Consider the following 17,226-nt stretch of genomic DNA (forward strand, 5'->3'; position numbering starts at 1 on the left):
CAATTAAACCAGGACGCCGGACTGGCGCAGGGCCTGTCGCAGCGGTTCGTGACAGGCTTCGCTGAGCTGGGTGAGCGGCAGACGGATACCGTCCGGCATCATGCCCATTTCAAACAACGCCCATTTCACGGGGATAGGGTTGGATTCGATAAACAGTGTTTTGTTGAGCGGCATCAATTTCTCATGGATCGCCCGTGCGGTAACCGCATCACCGGCAATCGCCGCGGCACACAACTCGCTCATGGCGCGTGGCGCCACGTTGGCGGTCACCGAAATGTTGCCCTTGCCACCCAACAGCATCAGCTCGACAGCGGTGGCATCGTCGCCGGAGTACACCAGGAAATCACTGTTCACACCGGCCAGGATGTCCTTGGCGCGTTGCAGGTCACCGGTGGCTTCCTTGATACCGATGATGTTCGGTACGGTGGACAGCCGAATCACGGTCGCGGCCTGCATGTCGCAAGCGGTGCGGCCAGGCACGTTGTAGAGGATCTGCGGGATGTCGACGGCTTCGGCGATGGTCTTGAAGTGCTGGTACAGGCCTTCCTGGGTCGGCTTGTTGTAGTACGGGGTCACCAGCAAGCAGGCGTCGGCGCCGGCCTTCTTGGCATTTTTGGTCAATTCGATCGCTTCACGCGTCGAGTTGGCGCCCGTGCCGGCGATCACGGCGATACGCCCTGCCACACGCTTGACCACGAACTCGATCACCTCGATGTGTTCTTCCACATCAAGCGTCGCCGACTCACCGGTGGTGCCAACCGCTACAATGGCGTTGGTGCCTTCTTGCAGGTGGAAGTCCACCAGTTTGCCAAGGCTATCCCAGTCGAGATTACCTTGTGCATCCATGGGTGTGACCAGTGCCACCATACTGCCCGCAATCATGCAACCGCTCCTGCCGGAAAAAGAGAGCCGTAATGGTACTGGCGCCAAGATGCTTGCACAAGCGAAGTACCCTCCAAGGACGCGTTCTGGCTCAACTTAGTTGCCGGCAACGCCATCATTGGGCCAACGCGGGCTGCACGGCTGGGTTTGAGGCGGGCGATCACGCAATGAAAACGCCACCTCCTATCCCTTGGCGGCGCTTTTCGCTACCCTTGATCCTTTGATCGATATCAGTACTTACGTATCGACCGCTCATCGCTTTAGGAATGCTGCATGTCCACCCCCACAGTCCGCGAACAATTCCTTGTCATCAGTGCCCTTGGCGCCAACCCCATGGAGCTGACTAACGTCCTGTGCCGCGCCAGCCATGAAAATCGCTGCGCCGTCGTGACCTCTCGTCTGACCCGCCATGGCGAATGCAGCGCGCTGGTCCTGCAGATTTCCGGGTCCTGGGACGCCTTGGCGCGCCTGGAGGCGGGCTTGCCCACCTTGGCCAAGAAACACGACTTCACCGTCAATGTAGTGCGCAGCGCGGCCCTGGAGAATCGTCCCCAGGCCCTGCCGTATGTGGCCTATGTCAGCTCGGCCTACCGTTCGGACATCGTCAACGAACTGTGCCAGTTCTTTATCGACCACAACGTCGAACTGGAAAACCTGACCTGCGACACCTACCAGGCTCCCCAGACCGGCGGCACCATGCTCAACGCGACCTTTACCGTGACCTTGCCGGCCGGCGTACAAATCAGTTGGCTGCGTGACCAGTTCCTGGACTTTGCCGATGCCTTGAACCTCGATGCGCTGATCGAACCATGGCGCCCACAGAACCCGATGTAAGGAAATTCTCATGGCTGTAGTCATCGACCAACCGGTAGCCGATTTCGAAGCCCAGGCGACCAGCGGGCAAACCGTCAGCCTCGGCGCGCTCAAGGGCAAGCAAGTGGTGCTCTACTTCTACCCAAAAGACAGCACACCGGGTTGCACCACCGAAGGCCAGGGTTTTCGTGACCAGTACGCAGCCTTTCAGGACGCCAACACCGAAATATTCGGAGTATCCCGGGACGGTGTGAAGTCCCATGAGAACTTCAAGGCCAAGCAGGCGTTTCCCTTCGAGCTGATCAGCGACAAGGATGAAGCGGTTTGCCAGCTGTTCGAGGTGATCAAGCTGAAGAAACTGTACGGCAAGGAATACCTCGGCGTTGATCGCAGTACCTTTCTGATCGACAAGGATGGCGTCCTGCGCCAGGCGTGGCGCGGGGTGAAAGTCCCGGGCCATGTGGATGCCGTACTGGCAGCTGCCCAGGCCTTGAACAAGGCCTGAGCATTACCGCGATCCGACAACAGGCACAGGTACTTTCAGGCGGCTCAGGCTTTACGCAACCAGTAATAGAAGACGCCGCTTTCGACCTCCTCACGCAACAGCGCATGCCCCGCCAATTTGGCAAACGTGCGGAAATCCCGTTGGGAGCCCGCATCCGTGGCAATCACCTTGAGCACCGCGCCACTGCCCAGCCGATTGAGCTCCATCTTGGCCTTGAGCAGTGGCAACGGGCAGTTGAGACCGCTGGCATCCAGCTCGGCATCATGGGCTACAGCGTCAGTCATGGTCTTACTCCGGGAGCGCATCAAGGGCCCCTTAGAATATCTGGTCCCAAGCTCAGTGTCCGGCTACAGTAAGATCTTTGTCGAAAGGCTTTGTGCATGACTTTTTTGCGCCCTACCCTGCTGACGCTGGCTTGCCTGCTTGCCTCTCCAGGCTTCGCTGACGACCTGCCGTCACTTGGCGACGCCAGTTCTGCCATTGTCTCGCCTCAACAGGAACACCAACTGGGTCGGGCGTGGCTGGCGTACCTGCGTGGCCAGGTGTCAGCACTCAATGACCCGCAGCTCAAGGATTATGTCGAAACCAGCGTTTATAAACTGGTGGAGACCAGCCAGGTCAATGACCGGCGCCTGGAGTTCATCCTGATCGACAGTCCGCAATTGAACGCCTTTGCCGCACCGGGCGGGATTGTCGGGGTCAACGGCGGCCTGTTCCTCAACGCCCAGACCGAAGGTGAATATGCCTCGGTCATGGCCCACGAACTGGCGCACTTGTCCCAACGTCACTTCGCCCGAGGCGTGGAAGCTCAGCAACGGATGCAATTGCCGATGATGGCCGTCCTGCTCGGCGGGATCATCGCTGCAGCGGCCGGCGCCGGTGATGCCGGCATTGCGGCGATTGCCGGCAGCCAGGCGGCAGCGATCCAGGAACAGCGACGCTTCTCCCGGCAGAATGAACAGGAAGCGGACCGTATCGGCATCCTCAACCTGGAAAAGGCCGGCTACGATCCGCGCTCCATGCCAACCATGTTCGAGCGCTTGATGCGTCAGTACCGCTTCGACGCCAAGCCACCGGAATTCCTGCTGACTCACCCGGTAACCGAGTCGCGTATTGCCGACACCCGCAACCGCGCCGAACAGGCAAGTACCGGTGGCAAGGAAGACAGCTTGCGCTATCAACTGATTCGCGCCCGGGTTCAGCTGTACTACGAAGATACACCGGGACTGGCTGCCAAGCGTTTCCGCGCGCAACTGGACGAAAACCCGAAAAGCGACGTTGCGCGGTATGGCCTGGCCATCGCCCAAATCAAAGGCACGCAGCTAAATGAAGCACGGGAAAACCTCAAGCCGTTGCTGGCCAAGGCTCCCAACGACGTCATCTACAATCTGGCGCAGATCGAGCTGGACATCATCAACAATCGTATGCCGGATGCTCAACAGCGAGTGGACCGGATGCTCGCGCAATACCCCGGCAATTATCCGCTGAATCAGGTACGCGTAGGCCTGCTACTCAAGCAGAACCGTACGGCAGAGGCGGAGAAAGCCCTTGAAAGCTTGCTCAAGTCGCGTCCGGACGATCCGGACGTCTGGTATCAAGTGGCCGAGACCCGTGGTTTGTCGGGCAACATCATAGGCTTGCATCAGGCCCGCGCCGAATATTTCGCCCTTGTCGGTGATTACCAACAGGCTATTCAGCAGCTGGACTTCGCCAAGCGTCGTGCCGGCAACAACTTTCCCTTGTCGTCGCGGATTGACGCGCGCCAGCGCGAGCTAATCGAACAGGAGCGCCTGGTCAAAGACATGATGAGCTGACCCGAGACGCACAAAAAAGCCCCGCTCTCGTGTACCGAGAACGGGGCTTTTTATCGACCTGCGGTTAGCGGATTACTCTGCCAACTTGAAGGTGATGAAGCTTGCACGGCCCTGGCGCAGGACTCGCATCGACACCGAACGGTTCTTCGGCAGCGCCTTGGCGATGCTGGTGAACTCCTTGGTGGAATTGATCGCCTGGTTGTTCAAGTGAGTGATCACATCACCCGGCTGCAAACCGATCAAGGCTGCAGGACCGTCCTGGACCTCCTTGATCACAACGCCGCTCTGAAGGTCGAAGCTCTTCTTCTGCTCATCGGTCAGTTCGACCACGGCAATGCCCAGGCGATTGCTGCTGCGCTCGGTGCCGGCCTTGTTGCCCAAGGCATCCAGCTCCTGACCTTCGTCGGGGATAGCACCGACGGTCAGCTCGACGTTGCGGCGCTTGCCGTCACGAATCACCTCAAGGTTGGCCTTGCCGCCGGCCTTGAGCGCACCGACCAGATGCGGCAAGTCAGCTGACATGACGATTGGTTGGCCATTCATGCTCAGGATCACATCACCCACCTGCAAACCGCCTTTGGCAGCCGGACCGCCGTCCTGAATCTGCGCGACCAGGGCGCCCGCCGGCTTCTCCAGGCCAAAGGATTCAGCCAGGTCCTTGTTCACTTCCTGAATCACTACACCCAACCAGCCACGACTGACCTTGCCACCCGCCTTGAGCTGGTTGGAAACGTCCATGGCCACATCAATCGGGATCGCGAAAGACACCCCCATGAAACCACCGGAGCGGGTGTAAATCTGCGAGTTGATCCCGACCACTTCGCCTGCCAGGTTGAACAGTGGACCGCCGGAGTTACCCGGGTTGATCGGCACGTCGGTCTGGATGAACGGTACGTAGTTTTCGTTCGGCAGGCTGCGACCGATGGCGCTGACGATCCCTTGAGTCACAGTGTGGTCAAAGCCAAACGGCGAACCGATTGCCACGACCCATTGCCCGGCCTTCAAATCCTGGGACTTGCCCAGCTTCAGCACAGGCAGGTTCTTGCCCTCGATTTTCAACAGCGCGACGTCGGAACGCGGATCAGTACCGACCAGCTTGGCCTTGAGCTCACTGCGATCAGCCAGGCGGACGAGAATCTCGTCGGCATCCGCGATCACATGATTGTTGGTGAGGATGTAGCCATCAGGCGAAATGATGAAACCCGAACCCAGGGATTGAGCCTCGCGCTGGCCACCACCACGGGGTGAGCGCGGCTGGGGCATGCCACGTTCGAAAAACTCCCGAAGCATCGGCGGCAGGCCTTCAAGGTCCGGCATCTGCTGATTCGAGACTTTGCGATCCGGCAGTTTCTGGGTGGTACTGATGTTGACGACAGCAGGCGATGCCTGCTCCACCAGCTCGGTGAAGTCAGGCAGCTCGACCGCTTGCGCGGTAACGGCCTGACCCAGCACCAATACCGCGGCGACTATGGATAGGTAAGATTTCAAACGTGGTATCGACATACAGCTCCCGTTACGACGAACAAGGTTGGGCGACAGGGTTCAAGAAACGCCGAAGGCTACTACTACCGACGTTAATTTTCCGTGAACAAAACAAGGCCAGAGCCGAGAGGTTCTGACCTATAAAAAACATATGGAGATTTTGCAAGTGAAAATACTCTCCGAACATTTCATGTTCTCAGCACACAAGCAGGTATCGATGACACCTGCTTGTGTGCTGAGAACGATCGGGATGAGCACAGGATTAACGAATCATGGTTTGGCAGGTGCCGGACCGTTGCGAACCGACAGCGCAATCCTTTCAGCGGTGCCAAGCGGAATTTCTCCGACAACCGTCGCCATGATCTCGCCTTGCGGCGTCGTCAAGCGTCGGGATACGGCCACGGTTGGCCCTATCTGGACGCGGGTTTCGGCCACACTGGGATCATTGACCGGTTCCAGAAACACCGAGAAGCGCGCCAAGCCGTCTTCATACATCAGGCTGTTGACCACGGCCTTGGTCTGGGAATCCTTGCGGGCACTGCTGCGGGTCAGTTGAAAACCGGGGGGTAGCCACTCCAGATGCCAGGCCTGGATGTCTGCCACACCTGATGGATCAGGACTCGCGGGTTGCAACGGCTTGCAGTCGCTACTGGGCTGCAGATCATGCTCGTCAGGTGTCTTGGCAGTGTTCAACCGGGTGAACTGGAAACGCTCCAGCAGTTGCCCCTTGTCGTTGAGCAACAACGACTTCAACGGCAGGCCGGTCTCCTGATCCAGGTGCAGCTCGAATCCGTAGCGATACTGGTCGCGGGGCTTCACCGAAAGAATCACTGCCTGACGAGCAGCCACACGCGATTTGCCAAGGACGGCAAGCTCGTAAACAGAAGAGAGTTTTTGTGGATCCAGCGCTCCGGAGGAAGCCCCCGGAGAACTTTCCAAACCGGCCACCAAGGTCCCGCTGACGCACTGGGTACGCCCGTTGACCCGGACAATTTCCTGGGCAGAACCGTCCAACTGCAAAAGCCGTTCACAGACCTGGCCATCCTGGACGCGATGCCAGATATCATGGGTCGAAAAACTACCGTTACGTTCGTAGATGAAGGTGCCTTGATAACTGTGCTGCTCGGCGCGCCCAAGACGTTTCAGCCAGTCTTGAGCTTCGTCGGCATGGGCAGGTACGGTGGACCAACCACTAAGCAGAAGCGCAAGGAGCGGTATGGCACGCATAAGGCTCCTTAGCGGTTCAGCGGTTTTCCAGACTTGCAGCGCGGGCATATGGCAGTGCGCTTTCAGTGCCTTTCAGGGCTGATTCCTGAGCGTGTTGACGCAGGTAACCCGGAAGACGCTGATCTTGCCAGCCGGATTGCCCCTGAAGCACACCATTGGTCACTGGACCGGCAGCTTCGGAGCTTTCCTTGTAGCCGGCCAACACTGCTGGACCCTTGACCTGCGGACCGGCCATAACCGGTTGCTGAGGTTGCTGGGCCAACTCGACGCCGGCGATTTCGTCCTGGTTGTACAGGCGCACACCTGCCAATACGGCAACAGTCACAGAGGCAGCAACCGCCAGGCGACCCAGGCTACGCCAAGGACCGCGAGTGGCTTTGGCCGGAGTGACTTCATCAGCCAGTGCAGCAGAAACGGCCGCAGCAATATCCAGACGAGGGACTAACAGGTCCTTGTGCATCACTGCCCGAGCGACTTGGTAACGAGACCAGGTATCACGGGTTTCAGCGTCATCAAATGCGTTAAGCACTCGACGAAGTTCCAGTTCATCCGCTTCGTTATCCATCACTGCGGACAGCGATTCCTGCAGGGCATCACGACTCATGGCGGTTCCTCTCTTGGCTGTCGCCGCTGTCTTTAGTTTTCCTGCAACAACGGTTGCAAGGCTTTATCGATGGCTTCCCGAGCCCGGAAAATCCGGGAGCGTACGGTCCCCACCGGACATTGCATGACGCTCGCAATGTCCTCGTAACTCAGACCATCGAATTCACGTAAAGTTAACGCCGTACGTAAATCTTCTGGCAATTGCTGGATAGTGCGATGGACGGTGCCCTCAATCTCGTCGCGCAACAAAGCACGCTCCGGCGACTCGAGATCCTTGAGGCCGTGATCACCATCGTAAAATTCAGCATCTTCCGAACTCACATCGCTGTCGGGTGGACGGCGACCGCGAGAAACCAGATAGTTCTTCGCCGTGTTAATGGCGATGCGATACAGCCACGTGTAAAACGCACTGTCACCGCGAAAATTACCGAGTGCACGGTAGGCCTTGATAAAGGCTTCCTGTGCAACGTCCTGCGCTTCATGGGTGTCGTGCACAAACCGCACGATCAACCCGAGAATTTTGTGCTGATATTTCAGCACTAGCAGATCAAAAGCGCGCTTATCGCCGCGCTGTACGCGCTCGACAAGCTGCTGATCCTCTTCCTGGGTTAGCATGAACACTCCTCGTTGTACTTGAAGGAGGCTTGCATAACTAAACGATCAGGCTTGCAAACATAGACTCGGTCTTTTCGCAAAAGTTCTCCCCCCTTCAAGCAAGTTTCCGGCGCGCACTGTTTTGGCACACACGAAAAACGCAGCGCGGGCAACGCCGGCTGCGCGAATAATCTTGTCGCCGGATTTCTGACACGCCTTTTGCTCCAGGTCGATCAGTCAAACCAACGCTTTCCCAGCTTTCGGGCATCCTGCTATGGAGTTGAAACTCAAGCAAAAAGTTCCCCCCACGTCGGACCGCCGGATGAAAGCCGTGCCGTTCGTTACCTGTAGTCTCACAACGCCACGAACCCCGCTATTGTGCCGATCCCCCTCTCTATATACTAGTGGGCCGTGTGACCCTTTGATTCGCCGATCCAGGCGTCCTGTTTGCGCCCTCCCCTTCGGATCGCTTTTTGCGGAATCCTTTAAATGAGCCAACAGTTTCAACATGATGTCCTAGTGATTGGTAGCGGTGCCGCAGGCTTGAGTCTTGCACTGACCTTGCCGAGCCATTTGCGCATAGCCGTCCTGAGCAAGGGCGACCTGGCCAATGGCTCGACTTTCTGGGCCCAGGGCGGCGTTGCCGCGGTGCTGGACGACACCGACACCGTGCAATCCCACGTCGAAGACACGCTGAACGCCGGGGGCGGCCTGTGCAATGAAGAAGCGGTGCGCTTCACCGTCGAGCACAGTAGGGAGGCCATTCAGTGGCTGATCGATCAAGGCGTGCCTTTTACGCGTGACGAGCATTCCGGCAGTGACGATGGCGGCTTTGAGTTCCACCTGACCCGCGAAGGCGGTCACAGCCATCGACGGATCATCCATGCCGCCGACGCCACCGGCGCAGCGATTTTCACGACCCTGCTCACCCAGGCCCGACAACGACCGAATATTGAACTGCTGGAGCAACGGGTCGCCGTCGACCTGATCACCGAAAAGCGCCTCGGTCTGCCGGGTGAACGCTGCCTGGGCGCCTACGTACTCAACCGGGCCAGCGGTGAAGTCGACACCTATGGTGCCCGTTTCACCCTCCTGGCCTCGGGCGGCGCCGCAAAAGTTTATCTGTACACCAGCAACCCCGACGGAGCCTGCGGAGATGGCATCGCCATGGCCTGGCGTTCAGGCTGCCGAGTGGCGAACCTGGAGTTCAACCAATTCCACCCCACCTGCCTGTATCACCCTCAAGCCAAGAGTTTCCTGATCACCGAAGCCCTGAGGGGAGAAGGTGCACACCTCAAACTGCCGAATGGCGAGCGGTTCATGCAGCGTTTCGACCCACGGGCCGAACTTGCACCGCGCGACATCGTAGCCCGCGCCATCGACCACGAAATGAAGCGCTTGGGCATCGACTGCGTCTACCTGGACATCAGCCACAAACCCGAAGACTTCATCAAGAGCCATTTTCCGACGGTCTATGAGCGCTGCCTGGCGTTTAATATCGATATCACCAAAGGCCCGATTCCGGTGGTCCCGGCCGCGCATTACACCTGCGGCGGCGTGATGGTCGACCAACGGGGTCGCACCGACGTGCCGGGCTTGTACGCCATTGGCGAAACCAGCTTCACCGGCCTGCACGGCGCCAACCGCATGGCCAGCAACTCACTGCTGGAATGTTTCGTCTACGCCCGCTCCGCCGCCGCCGACATCCTCGAGCAACTGCCGCGCACACCGGTGCCAGCCGCCCTGCCCCGCTGGGATGCCAGCCAGGTTACCGACTCCGACGAAGACGTCATCATCGCCCACAACTGGGACGAACTGCGGCGCTTCATGTGGGACTACGTGGGGATCGTTCGCACCAACAAGCGTCTTCAGCGAGCGCAACATCGGGTCCGACTGTTGCTGGACGAGATCGACGAGTTCTACAGCAACTATAAAGTCAGCCGCGACCTGATCGAACTGCGCAACCTGGCACAAGTCGCCGAACTGATGATTCGCTCGGCCATGGAACGCAAGGAAAGCCGAGGCCTGCATTACACCCTCGACTACCCCCAAATGTTGCCGGTGGCCCTCGACACTATTCTGGTGCCAGCCACCTACGGCGACTGAACTTCAAGCGCACGCGCAGGCGCCGATGCACATCGGCGGTCTGTGAATCCGCCGGCACGCAGATCGATCGCACCCACCATTCGCCCTGCAACCGATAGCGCAGCACCACAATCAACGGCAGAGCCAGGCTGTCAGGACGCAATTGCACACTGTGCCAGCCCCGCGCCGCGCTCCATAACTGCCAGCCATCGGCGTCCCGACGCAAGCCGCGGATCGATGAACGGTGAGTCAGCAGGATTTGACGCGGCAAGACCCAGCCAGCATGGGCCAGGCACAACGCCGCCGCCGACAGGGCCAACCCGGGGGGAACAGCAAGGAAGCAAAGCGCGCCCAGCGCGAGCAACTGGGCGAGGAGATACGCCGCCAGCAATCGCCCGGAAGCGTGCCAGCGGCATTCGAAGGCATTACTTGGGCTGGACACGATCCAGAATCATCCGGACCATCCGTTGCAATTCTGGATCTTCCGATTCGGAGCGTTCCATGAACCAGCCAAACATGTCCTGATCTTCGCATTCCAGCAGCTTGCGGTAACATTCGCGGTCCACGTCATTGAGCGTCGCATAGACCTCCCTGACGAACGGCACCAGCAACACATCCAGCTCAAGCATGCCACGACGGCTGTGCCAGTAGAGGCGATTGAGTTCTACATCTTCGACCATGGAGCGCTCCTCAAATAGAGCGCAAGTATACAGGCCCCGGCCCCGCGCAACAGTCGGCTTTGGTCGGGCGCATGAAACTACCCATTTGCCGGACACCTCTCTATGATGCACCCATGACTTTCCAACTGCGATGACCCATGGCTGACTCTGCTTTTTTCTGCCCGCTGTCCCACGAAGGCGTCCTGGCTGTTCGCGGCGCCGACGCGGCCAAGTTCCTCCAGGGACAATTGACCTGCAACCTCAATTACCTCAGTGACACCCACGCCAGCCTCGGCGCCCGCTGCACCCAAAAAGGCCGCATGCAATCGAGTTTCAGGATCGTATTGCAAGGTGATGGCGTGCTGTTGGCGATGGCCAGCGAACTGCTCGAACCACAACTGGCGGACCTGAAAAAATACGCGGTCTTTTCCAAATCCAAACTGACCGATGAAAGCGCGGCCTGGGTACGTTTTGGCCTGACAGACGCCGATCAGACAATGGCCAGCCTGGGCCTTGAACTGCCGGCCGAGACCGACAGCGTCGCGCGCGCCAATGAGCTGATTGCCATTCGTGTCTCCCCCGGCCGCGCCGAACTGTGGGTGCCAGCCGCGCACGCCCAGGCGCTGCATGAGCAACTGGCCGCGCAACTGCGCGAAGGCGATCTGAACAGCTGGTTACTGGGACAGATCCGGGCCGGCATCGGCCAGGTCATGGCACAGACCCGCGAGCTGTTCATCCCGCAGATGCTCAACTTGCAAGCCGTCGGCGGCGTCAGCTTCAAGAAAGGCTGCTATACCGGACAGGAAATCGTTGCGCGCATGCAATACCTGGGCAAGCTCAAGCGTCGTCTCTATCGCCTGAGCCTCGATAGCACTGTGCCGCCCGAGCCGGGGGCCCAGCTGTTTTCGCCCAGCCATAACAGCGCTATCGGCGAAGTCGTCATCGCCGCGCAGGCCGACGAAGTGATCGAACTTCTCGCAGTGCTGCAAGCCGAAGCTGCCGATAGCGGCGCTGTGCATTTAGGTACGCTGGAGGGTCCCGGGCTGCGTTTGCTCGACCTGCCTTACTCACTGGACCGTGATCGCGAGATCCAGCGCTAAGCGCTGCACCTTTTGCAATACCCTAGAGATCATGCATGAACAAGCTGGCGGAAAAAATCCAACAGGTGTTGGTTAAGGCCATCGATAACGATGACCTGGTTCTGCCCACATTACCGGAGGTGGCCCTGCAAATTCGTCAGGCCGCCGAAGACCCGGACATTAGCATCAGTCACCTGAGCAAAGTCATCGGCCGCGACACCGCCCTGTCGGCACGACTGATCAAAGTGGTCAACAGCCCGTTATTGCGAGCGTCCCAGGAAGTGACCGATCTGCACACCGCGATCACGCGCCTGGGCACCAACTACAGCAGCAATCTTGCGATCGGTCTGGTGATGGAGCAAATCTTTCACGCCCGCTCCGAAGTCGTCGAGCAGAAAATGCGCGATGTCTGGCGGCGCAGCCTGGAAGTCGCGGGGGTCAGTTATGCGCTGTGTCGCAACCACAGCCAGCTCAAGCCCGATCAGGCAGCGCTCGGCGGGCTGGTCCACCAGATCGGTGTGCTACCGATCCTGACCTACGCCGAAGATCACTACGAACTGCTATCGGACCCGGTCAGCCTCAACCATGTGATCGACAGCATCCACCCGTTGCTGGGTGACAAATTGCTGCGGGTCTGGGACTTTCCGGATCGGTTGTTGTGCGTACCGGGACAATACCTGAATCTGGAACGCGACTCGCAAAAGCTGGACTACGTCGATCTGGTGCAAGTAGCGGTACTGTATTGCCATAAAGGCACGGATCATCCGTTGGCGGACATGGCGGTATCGACCTTGCCGTCGATTTATAAGCTGCGGATTGATCCCTACAGTGAAACCTTGCGCGCGGAGGTGGATGAAGCGCGATCGATGTTTTATTGATCGCCGGCGACAAAGCTCACACGCACCTTCAGCCCTGCCGACTCACCGTCATGCAGACTGATCTGCGCCAGATGCGCCCGGCAAATCTCACCGACAATCGCCAACCCGAGGCCTGAGCCCGCGCCCTGCTGATTGCGTCGATAGAAGCGCTCGAACACCCGGTCCCGCTCATCCAACGGGATGCCCGGCCCATCGTCTTCCACCTCCAGCACCGCTGGCGCCGTGACCCGCAAGATCACATTGCCGCCCGACGGCGTGTGAGCCAAAGCGTTGTCCACCAGATTGCTCAGCAGTTCATTCAGCAGCGTCGGCTCGCCCCGCAGCCAAACCGGCTCATCCGCCTCCAGTGCCAGCGCCACGCCACGGGCGTGAGCCAGCGGTGCCATGGCCATGCCCAGTTCGCGGGCCAACTGGCTCAAATCCAATAATTGCGCACCGCCTTCGGCAATGGCCCGAGCACCGTTTTCGATGCGCGCCAGGGACAACAATTGATTGGCCAAGTGAGTCAGGCGATCCGTGCCCTGGGCCGTCGTTTCCAGGGTCGTGCGCCAGATTGCCGGATCCTCGGCACGCAGCCCCAACTCAAGCCGCGCCTTGAGCGCTGCCAACGGGGTGCGCAACTCATGGGCGGCATCGGCAATGAACTGCGCCTGACGCTCGAACTGCCCACGCAGACGTTCGGTAAAATGGTTCAGCGCCCGCACCAGCGGACCCAGTTCGTGCTGCACCTCTACCAGCGGCAAGGGCCGTAAATCATCCGGCTGGCGTTCCTCCACTGCCGTGCGCAAACGCTCCAACGGACGCAACGCCGCACTCACCGCGAACCACACCAGCAGCAATGCACCGACCGCCAGCATCCCCAGGCGCAACAAGGTGTCGGCCATCAAGCTACGGGCCATGCTGACGCGGGCCTCATCGGTTTCCGCCACGCGGATTTCCGCCATGCCATTCATGTTCGGTTCCGATACTGCCTTGAGCAGGCTCACCACCCGTACATTCTGCCCCTGATACTTGGCGTTGTAGAAGCGCGCCAGGGCCGGATAATCATCGGTGCGCGGCGTTCCCGGCGGCGGGCCCGGCAACTCTTCGTAACCGGAAATCAGCTTCTGGTGAATGTCATTGACCTGATAGTAAATACGCCCGGCACTGTCATAGGCGAACGTGTCCAGCGCCACGTAAGGCACATCGGCGCTGAGGGTACCGTCGCGCTGGGACAGCCCGGCAGCGATGGTCCGCGCCGAAGCAAGCAAGGTCCGGTCATAGGCCGTATCCGCTGCCTCACGACCATTCCAGTAGGCACTCAAACCACTGGCCAGCATCAACACCACCAGCAACACCGCCAGATTCCACAGCAGGCGCCAGCGCAGGCTGTTGTGCTTACGCATCGCGCGCTTCCAGCAAATACCCCAAGCCACGGAAGGTGACGATCGCCACCGGATGGCCGTCGAGTTTTTTGCGCAAACGGTGGACATAGATTTCGATCGCGTCGGGACTGGCCTCTTCATCCAGTCCAAACACCTGGGACGCCAGCTGTTCCTTGCTCATGACCCGGCCAGGACGGGCAATCAGCGCTTCCAGCACCGCCTGTTCGCGGGAGGTAAGCGTCAGCAACTCGTCGCCCAGGGTGAACCGCCGGGTTTCCACGTCATACACCAGCACACCGCAGGTCTGCTGCCGTTCACCTCCCAGCACGCTGCGGCGTAACAACGCCTTGACCCTGGCCTCCAACTCAGTCAATTCAAACGGCTTGGCCAGGTAGTCATCAGCCCCCAGATTGAGGCCGTGGACACGGTCCTTTACATCACTGCGCGCCGTCAGCATCAACACCGGAAGATTTTTTCCACGCCCCCGCAATCGTGCCAACACCTCGAAACCATCCATGCGCGGCAAGCCCACATCAAGGATCGCCACCGCGTATTCCTCGCTGCTCAAGGCCAGGTCCGCCGCCACCCCATCGTGCAACACGTCAACTGTCAAACCCGTGCCCTTGAGCGCCTGGGCGACACTTTCAGCTAGTTGCAAATGGTCTTCGACCAAAAGGACACGCATGGATCTGTACCTCATTCAGGGGTGGCCGACGCCACGCTGTGCGAGGCAGTTTACAGACGCCACCTGCGCTGTGAAGCCCGAAAACATTGAAAGGTCGTTGAAAGGTTAGCGAAAGCTTCGCCCATTAGCATCGCGAAACGGAAGGTAATTCCTCCCGCGCTATTTCACCGATAGCGCCCGAAAAACGCCTTGAAGCGTTTTCGCCAATAAGAACAATAACGGAGTGCACCCACGATGCTGTCAACACAGCCCCAGGCTTTCCCGCCTGTTCGTTTTACCCGCCTGACCCAGACCACCCTCGCCACTGCCGCCGCCCTTGCCGGTTTTTCGCCGCTTAGCCAGGCTGCCTTCTTCGAAGACAGTAGCGCGACCCTGGAAACGCGCAATATGTACTTCAACCGCGATTTTCGCGACGGCACCAGCGCCCAGCAGTCCAAGCGCGACGAATGGGCCCAGGGCTTTATGCTCAACCTGCAATCTGGCTACACCGACGGCACCGTGGGTTTTGGTGTCGATGCACTCGGCATGCTCGGGCTCAAGCTCGACTCCAGCCCAGACCGTACCGGCAGCGGCCTGCTGCCGACCCACGATGATGGTCGCGCCGCCGACGAATACTCCAAGTTGGGCCTGACCGGCAAGGTCAAGATCTCCGCCACCGAACTGAAAATCGGCTCGTTGATTCCTGACCTGCCGATCCTCCAGCCCAACGACGGGCGCATCCTGCCGCAGACGTTCAACGGCGGCCTGCTGACCTCCAACGAGTTCAAGAACCTGGTGTTCACCGGCGGCCGCCTGGACCAGGTCAAGGATCGTAATGACAGCAACTATGAGGACATCACCCTCAACAACAAGAACGGCCGTTTCCTGAGCGGCGCCACCGGCAAGCACTTCAACTTCGGTGGCGTGGACTATAAGTTTGCCGACAAGATCACCGGCAGCTATCACTTCGCGCAACTCGACGATGTCTATCGCCAGCACTTTCTCGGCCTCGTCGCCGCCCGCCCGATGGGCCCGGGCACTTTCGCCACCGACCTGCGCCTGGCCATCAGTGATGACACCGGCAGCGCGCGCGGCGGCAGCATTGATAACAAGTCCCTCAACGGTATTTTCAGCTATGCGCTCAACGGCCATAAGCTGAGCGCCGGCTACCAGCACATGTCCGGCGACAACGCGTTTCCGTATGTGGATGGCAGCAACCCGTACCTGGTCAACTTCGTGCAGATCAACGACTTTGCCGGCGCCGAAGAACGCTCCTGGCAGGCCCGCTACGACTATGACTTCAGCAAACTGGGGGTTCCCGGCCTGAGCTTCATGACGCGTTACCTGTCCGGTGACAACATCAAGCTGAAAACCGGCGACACCGGCAAAGAGTGGGAACGCAACACCGAAATCAAGTACGTGGTGCAAAGCGGTACGTTCAAGGACGTGGCCGTGCGCCTGCGCAACGCCAGTTTTCGCTCCAACTACTCGGCCCGGGACGCAGACGAAATGCGCGTGCTGGTCAGCTACAGCGTCGCGCTTTGGTAACCCTGACATCCACATTCCCAATAACAACAATGACGGAGTACCCCATGACCTCATCACTGCGTAAGTTCGCCCTGGCCGCCGGCTGCATGCTGTTCGCCGGCCAACTGCTGGCCGCCGACGAACCGAGACGTCCGGAATGTATCGCCCCGGCCTCCCCCGGCGGCGGTTTCGACCTGACCTGCAAACTGGCGCAAAGCGCGCTGGTCAACGAAAAATTGCTGAGCAAACCGATGCGCGTGACCTACATGCCAGGCGGCGTCGGCGCGGTGGCTTACAACGCGGTCGTGGCCCAGCGTCCAGCCGATGGCGGCACCCTCGTGGCCTGGTCCAGCGGTTCGCTGTTGAACCTGGCGCAAGGCAAATTCGGGCGTTTCGATGAGGGTGCAGTGAAATGGCTGGCAGCGGTGGGTACCAGCTATGGCGCCATCGCGGTCAAAGCCGATTCGCCTTACAAAACCCTCGACGACCTGGTCAAGGCACTGAAAAAAGATCCAGGCAGCGTGGTGATCGGTTCCGGCGGCACCGTCGGCAGCCAGGACTGGATGCAAACCGCACTCATCGCCAAGGCCGCCGGGATCAACCCGCGCGAGCTGCGCTACGTGGCTCTCGAAGGCGGCGGGGAAATCGCCACGGCCTTGCTCGGCGGGCATATTCAGGTAGGCAGCACGGACATTTCCGACTCCATGCCGCACATCCAGAGTGGTGACATGCGCCTGCTGGCGGTGTTCTCCGAAAACCGCCTGGACGAGCCGGAAATGAAAGACATCCCGACCGCCAAGGAACAAGGCTACGACATCGTCTGGCCAGTGGTGCGCGGTTTCTACCTGGGGCCAAAAGTCAGCGACGAAGATTACGCCTTTTGGAAAGACGCGTTCGACAAGCTGCTGGCTTCCAAGGAGTTCGCCAAGTTGCGTGATCAGCGCGAACTCTTCCCGTTCGCCATGACCGGTCCGGAACTGGACACCTACGTGAAGAAACAGGTGGCTGACTACAAAGTACTGGCCAAAGAGTTCGGCCTGATTCAGTAAT

Annotated in this window: 18 protein-coding genes; 8 read left to right on the forward strand and 10 right to left on the reverse strand. The window is 59.5% G+C overall.

Annotated elements, in window-relative coordinates; translation table 11 throughout:
• Positions 1-3: 3 nt before the first annotated feature.
• A complete protein-coding gene (dapA, locus tag BLU75_RS16060) occupies positions 4-882 on the reverse strand; it encodes a 4-hydroxy-tetrahydrodipicolinate synthase (RefSeq protein WP_084376938.1) in 879 nt (292 codons plus the stop codon).
• 273 nt (positions 883-1,155) lie between these two features.
• Between dapA and BLU75_RS16065 the strand changes: the two genes are divergently transcribed.
• Together BLU75_RS16065 and BLU75_RS16070 are read left to right on the forward strand one after the other, a co-directional pair.
• Positions 1,156-1,716, forward strand: coding sequence for a glycine cleavage system transcriptional repressor (locus BLU75_RS16065; protein WP_032857877.1), 561 nt, complete (start codon positions 1,156-1,158; stop codon positions 1,714-1,716).
• A 10-nt stretch (positions 1,717-1,726) separates the two neighbouring features.
• Entirely contained in the window at positions 1,727-2,200 is a 474-nt protein-coding gene (locus BLU75_RS16070; RefSeq protein ID WP_084376940.1) for a peroxiredoxin, read from the forward strand.
• 44 nt (positions 2,201-2,244) lie between these two features.
• On the opposite strand, the gene BLU75_RS16075 is transcribed toward BLU75_RS16070, so the two are convergent.
• Complete coding sequence (locus BLU75_RS16075; RefSeq protein WP_084376941.1) at positions 2,245-2,484, reverse strand: sulfurtransferase TusA family protein; 240 nt, start codon at positions 2,482-2,484, stop codon at positions 2,245-2,247.
• A gap of 96 nt (positions 2,485-2,580) precedes the next feature.
• On the opposite strand from BLU75_RS16075, the gene BLU75_RS16080 reads away from it, so the two are divergent.
• The gene (locus BLU75_RS16080) at positions 2,581-4,014 is read left to right on the forward strand and encodes a M48 family metalloprotease (protein ID WP_084376943.1); all 1,434 of its coding nucleotides are present in this window, start codon (positions 2,581-2,583) and stop codon (positions 4,012-4,014) included.
• 72 nt (positions 4,015-4,086) lie between these two features.
• Here the strand turns inward: BLU75_RS16080 and BLU75_RS16085 are convergent, their stop codons facing one another.
• The 4 genes from BLU75_RS16085 to rpoE all read right to left on the reverse strand — a co-directional run bounded on the left by BLU75_RS16085 (position 4,087) and on the right by rpoE (position 7,941).
• The gene (locus tag BLU75_RS16085; protein WP_084376945.1) at positions 4,087-5,517 is read right to left on the reverse strand and encodes a DegQ family serine endoprotease; all 1,431 of its coding nucleotides are present in this window, start codon (positions 5,515-5,517) and stop codon (positions 4,087-4,089) included.
• A 249-nt stretch (positions 5,518-5,766) separates the two neighbouring features.
• Positions 5,767-6,723 (reverse strand): MucB/RseB C-terminal domain-containing protein, encoded by a 957-nt coding sequence (locus tag BLU75_RS16090; protein ID WP_084376947.1) that lies wholly within the window; start codon positions 6,721-6,723, stop codon positions 5,767-5,769.
• 16 nt (positions 6,724-6,739) lie between these two features.
• Positions 6,740-7,327 (reverse strand): sigma-E factor negative regulatory protein, encoded by a 588-nt coding sequence (locus tag BLU75_RS16095; protein WP_084376948.1) that lies wholly within the window; start codon positions 7,325-7,327, stop codon positions 6,740-6,742.
• Between the two features lie 32 nt (positions 7,328-7,359).
• Positions 7,360-7,941 (reverse strand): RNA polymerase sigma factor RpoE, encoded by a 582-nt coding sequence (gene rpoE / locus BLU75_RS16100; RefSeq protein WP_003172477.1) that lies wholly within the window; start codon positions 7,939-7,941, stop codon positions 7,360-7,362.
• Between the two features lie 468 nt (positions 7,942-8,409).
• Here rpoE and nadB point away from each other — a divergent pair, with 468 nt between their 5' ends.
• Complete coding sequence (gene nadB / locus BLU75_RS16105) at positions 8,410-10,026, forward strand: L-aspartate oxidase (protein ID WP_084376950.1); 1,617 nt, start codon at positions 8,410-8,412, stop codon at positions 10,024-10,026.
• Here the strand turns inward: nadB and BLU75_RS16110 are convergent.
• A complete protein-coding gene (locus BLU75_RS16110) occupies positions 9,995-10,447 on the reverse strand; it encodes a protein YgfX (protein ID WP_084376952.1) in 453 nt (150 codons plus the stop codon). The genes nadB and BLU75_RS16110 overlap by 32 nt on opposite strands.
• Positions 10,431-10,685, reverse strand: coding sequence for an FAD assembly factor SdhE (locus tag BLU75_RS16115; protein ID WP_084376954.1), 255 nt, complete (start codon positions 10,683-10,685; stop codon positions 10,431-10,433). Before BLU75_RS16115 ends, BLU75_RS16110 begins: the two co-directional genes overlap by 17 nt.
• A 137-nt stretch (positions 10,686-10,822) precedes the next feature.
• On the opposite strand from BLU75_RS16115, the gene ygfZ reads away from it, so the two are divergent.
• The gene (gene ygfZ, locus BLU75_RS16120; protein ID WP_084376955.1) at positions 10,823-11,764 is read left to right on the forward strand and encodes a CAF17-like 4Fe-4S cluster assembly/insertion protein YgfZ; all 942 of its coding nucleotides are present in this window, start codon (positions 10,823-10,825) and stop codon (positions 11,762-11,764) included.
• A gap of 35 nt (positions 11,765-11,799) precedes the next feature.
• Entirely contained in the window at positions 11,800-12,621 is an 822-nt protein-coding gene (locus BLU75_RS16125) for an HDOD domain-containing protein (protein ID WP_084376957.1), read from the forward strand.
• Here BLU75_RS16125 and BLU75_RS16130 read toward each other — a convergent pair.
• Both BLU75_RS16130 and BLU75_RS16135 read right to left on the reverse strand, forming a co-directional pair.
• Positions 12,615-14,006, reverse strand: a complete 1,392-nt coding sequence (locus BLU75_RS16130) for a sensor histidine kinase (RefSeq protein ID WP_084376958.1) — start codon at positions 14,004-14,006, stop codon at positions 12,615-12,617. The two genes, BLU75_RS16125 and BLU75_RS16130, sit on opposite strands and share 7 nt — an antisense overlap.
• Positions 13,999-14,670, reverse strand: a complete 672-nt coding sequence (locus BLU75_RS16135; protein WP_084376960.1) for a response regulator — start codon at positions 14,668-14,670, stop codon at positions 13,999-14,001. Before BLU75_RS16135 ends, BLU75_RS16130 begins: the two co-directional genes overlap by 8 nt.
• A gap of 234 nt (positions 14,671-14,904) precedes the next feature.
• Here BLU75_RS16135 and BLU75_RS16140 point away from each other — a divergent pair, with 234 nt between their 5' ends.
• Positions 14,905-16,197, forward strand: a complete 1,293-nt coding sequence (locus BLU75_RS16140; RefSeq protein ID WP_084376962.1) for an OprD family porin — start codon at positions 14,905-14,907, stop codon at positions 16,195-16,197.
• A gap of 44 nt (positions 16,198-16,241) precedes the next feature.
• Positions 16,242-17,225, forward strand: a complete 984-nt coding sequence (locus BLU75_RS16145) for a Bug family tripartite tricarboxylate transporter substrate binding protein (protein ID WP_084376963.1) — start codon at positions 16,242-16,244, stop codon at positions 17,223-17,225.
• Position 17,226 lies beyond the last annotated feature (1 nt).

This window comes from Pseudomonas mucidolens (genome assembly GCF_900106045.1).
Lineage (GTDB): Bacteria > Pseudomonadota > Gammaproteobacteria > Pseudomonadales > Pseudomonadaceae > Aquipseudomonas > Aquipseudomonas mucidolens.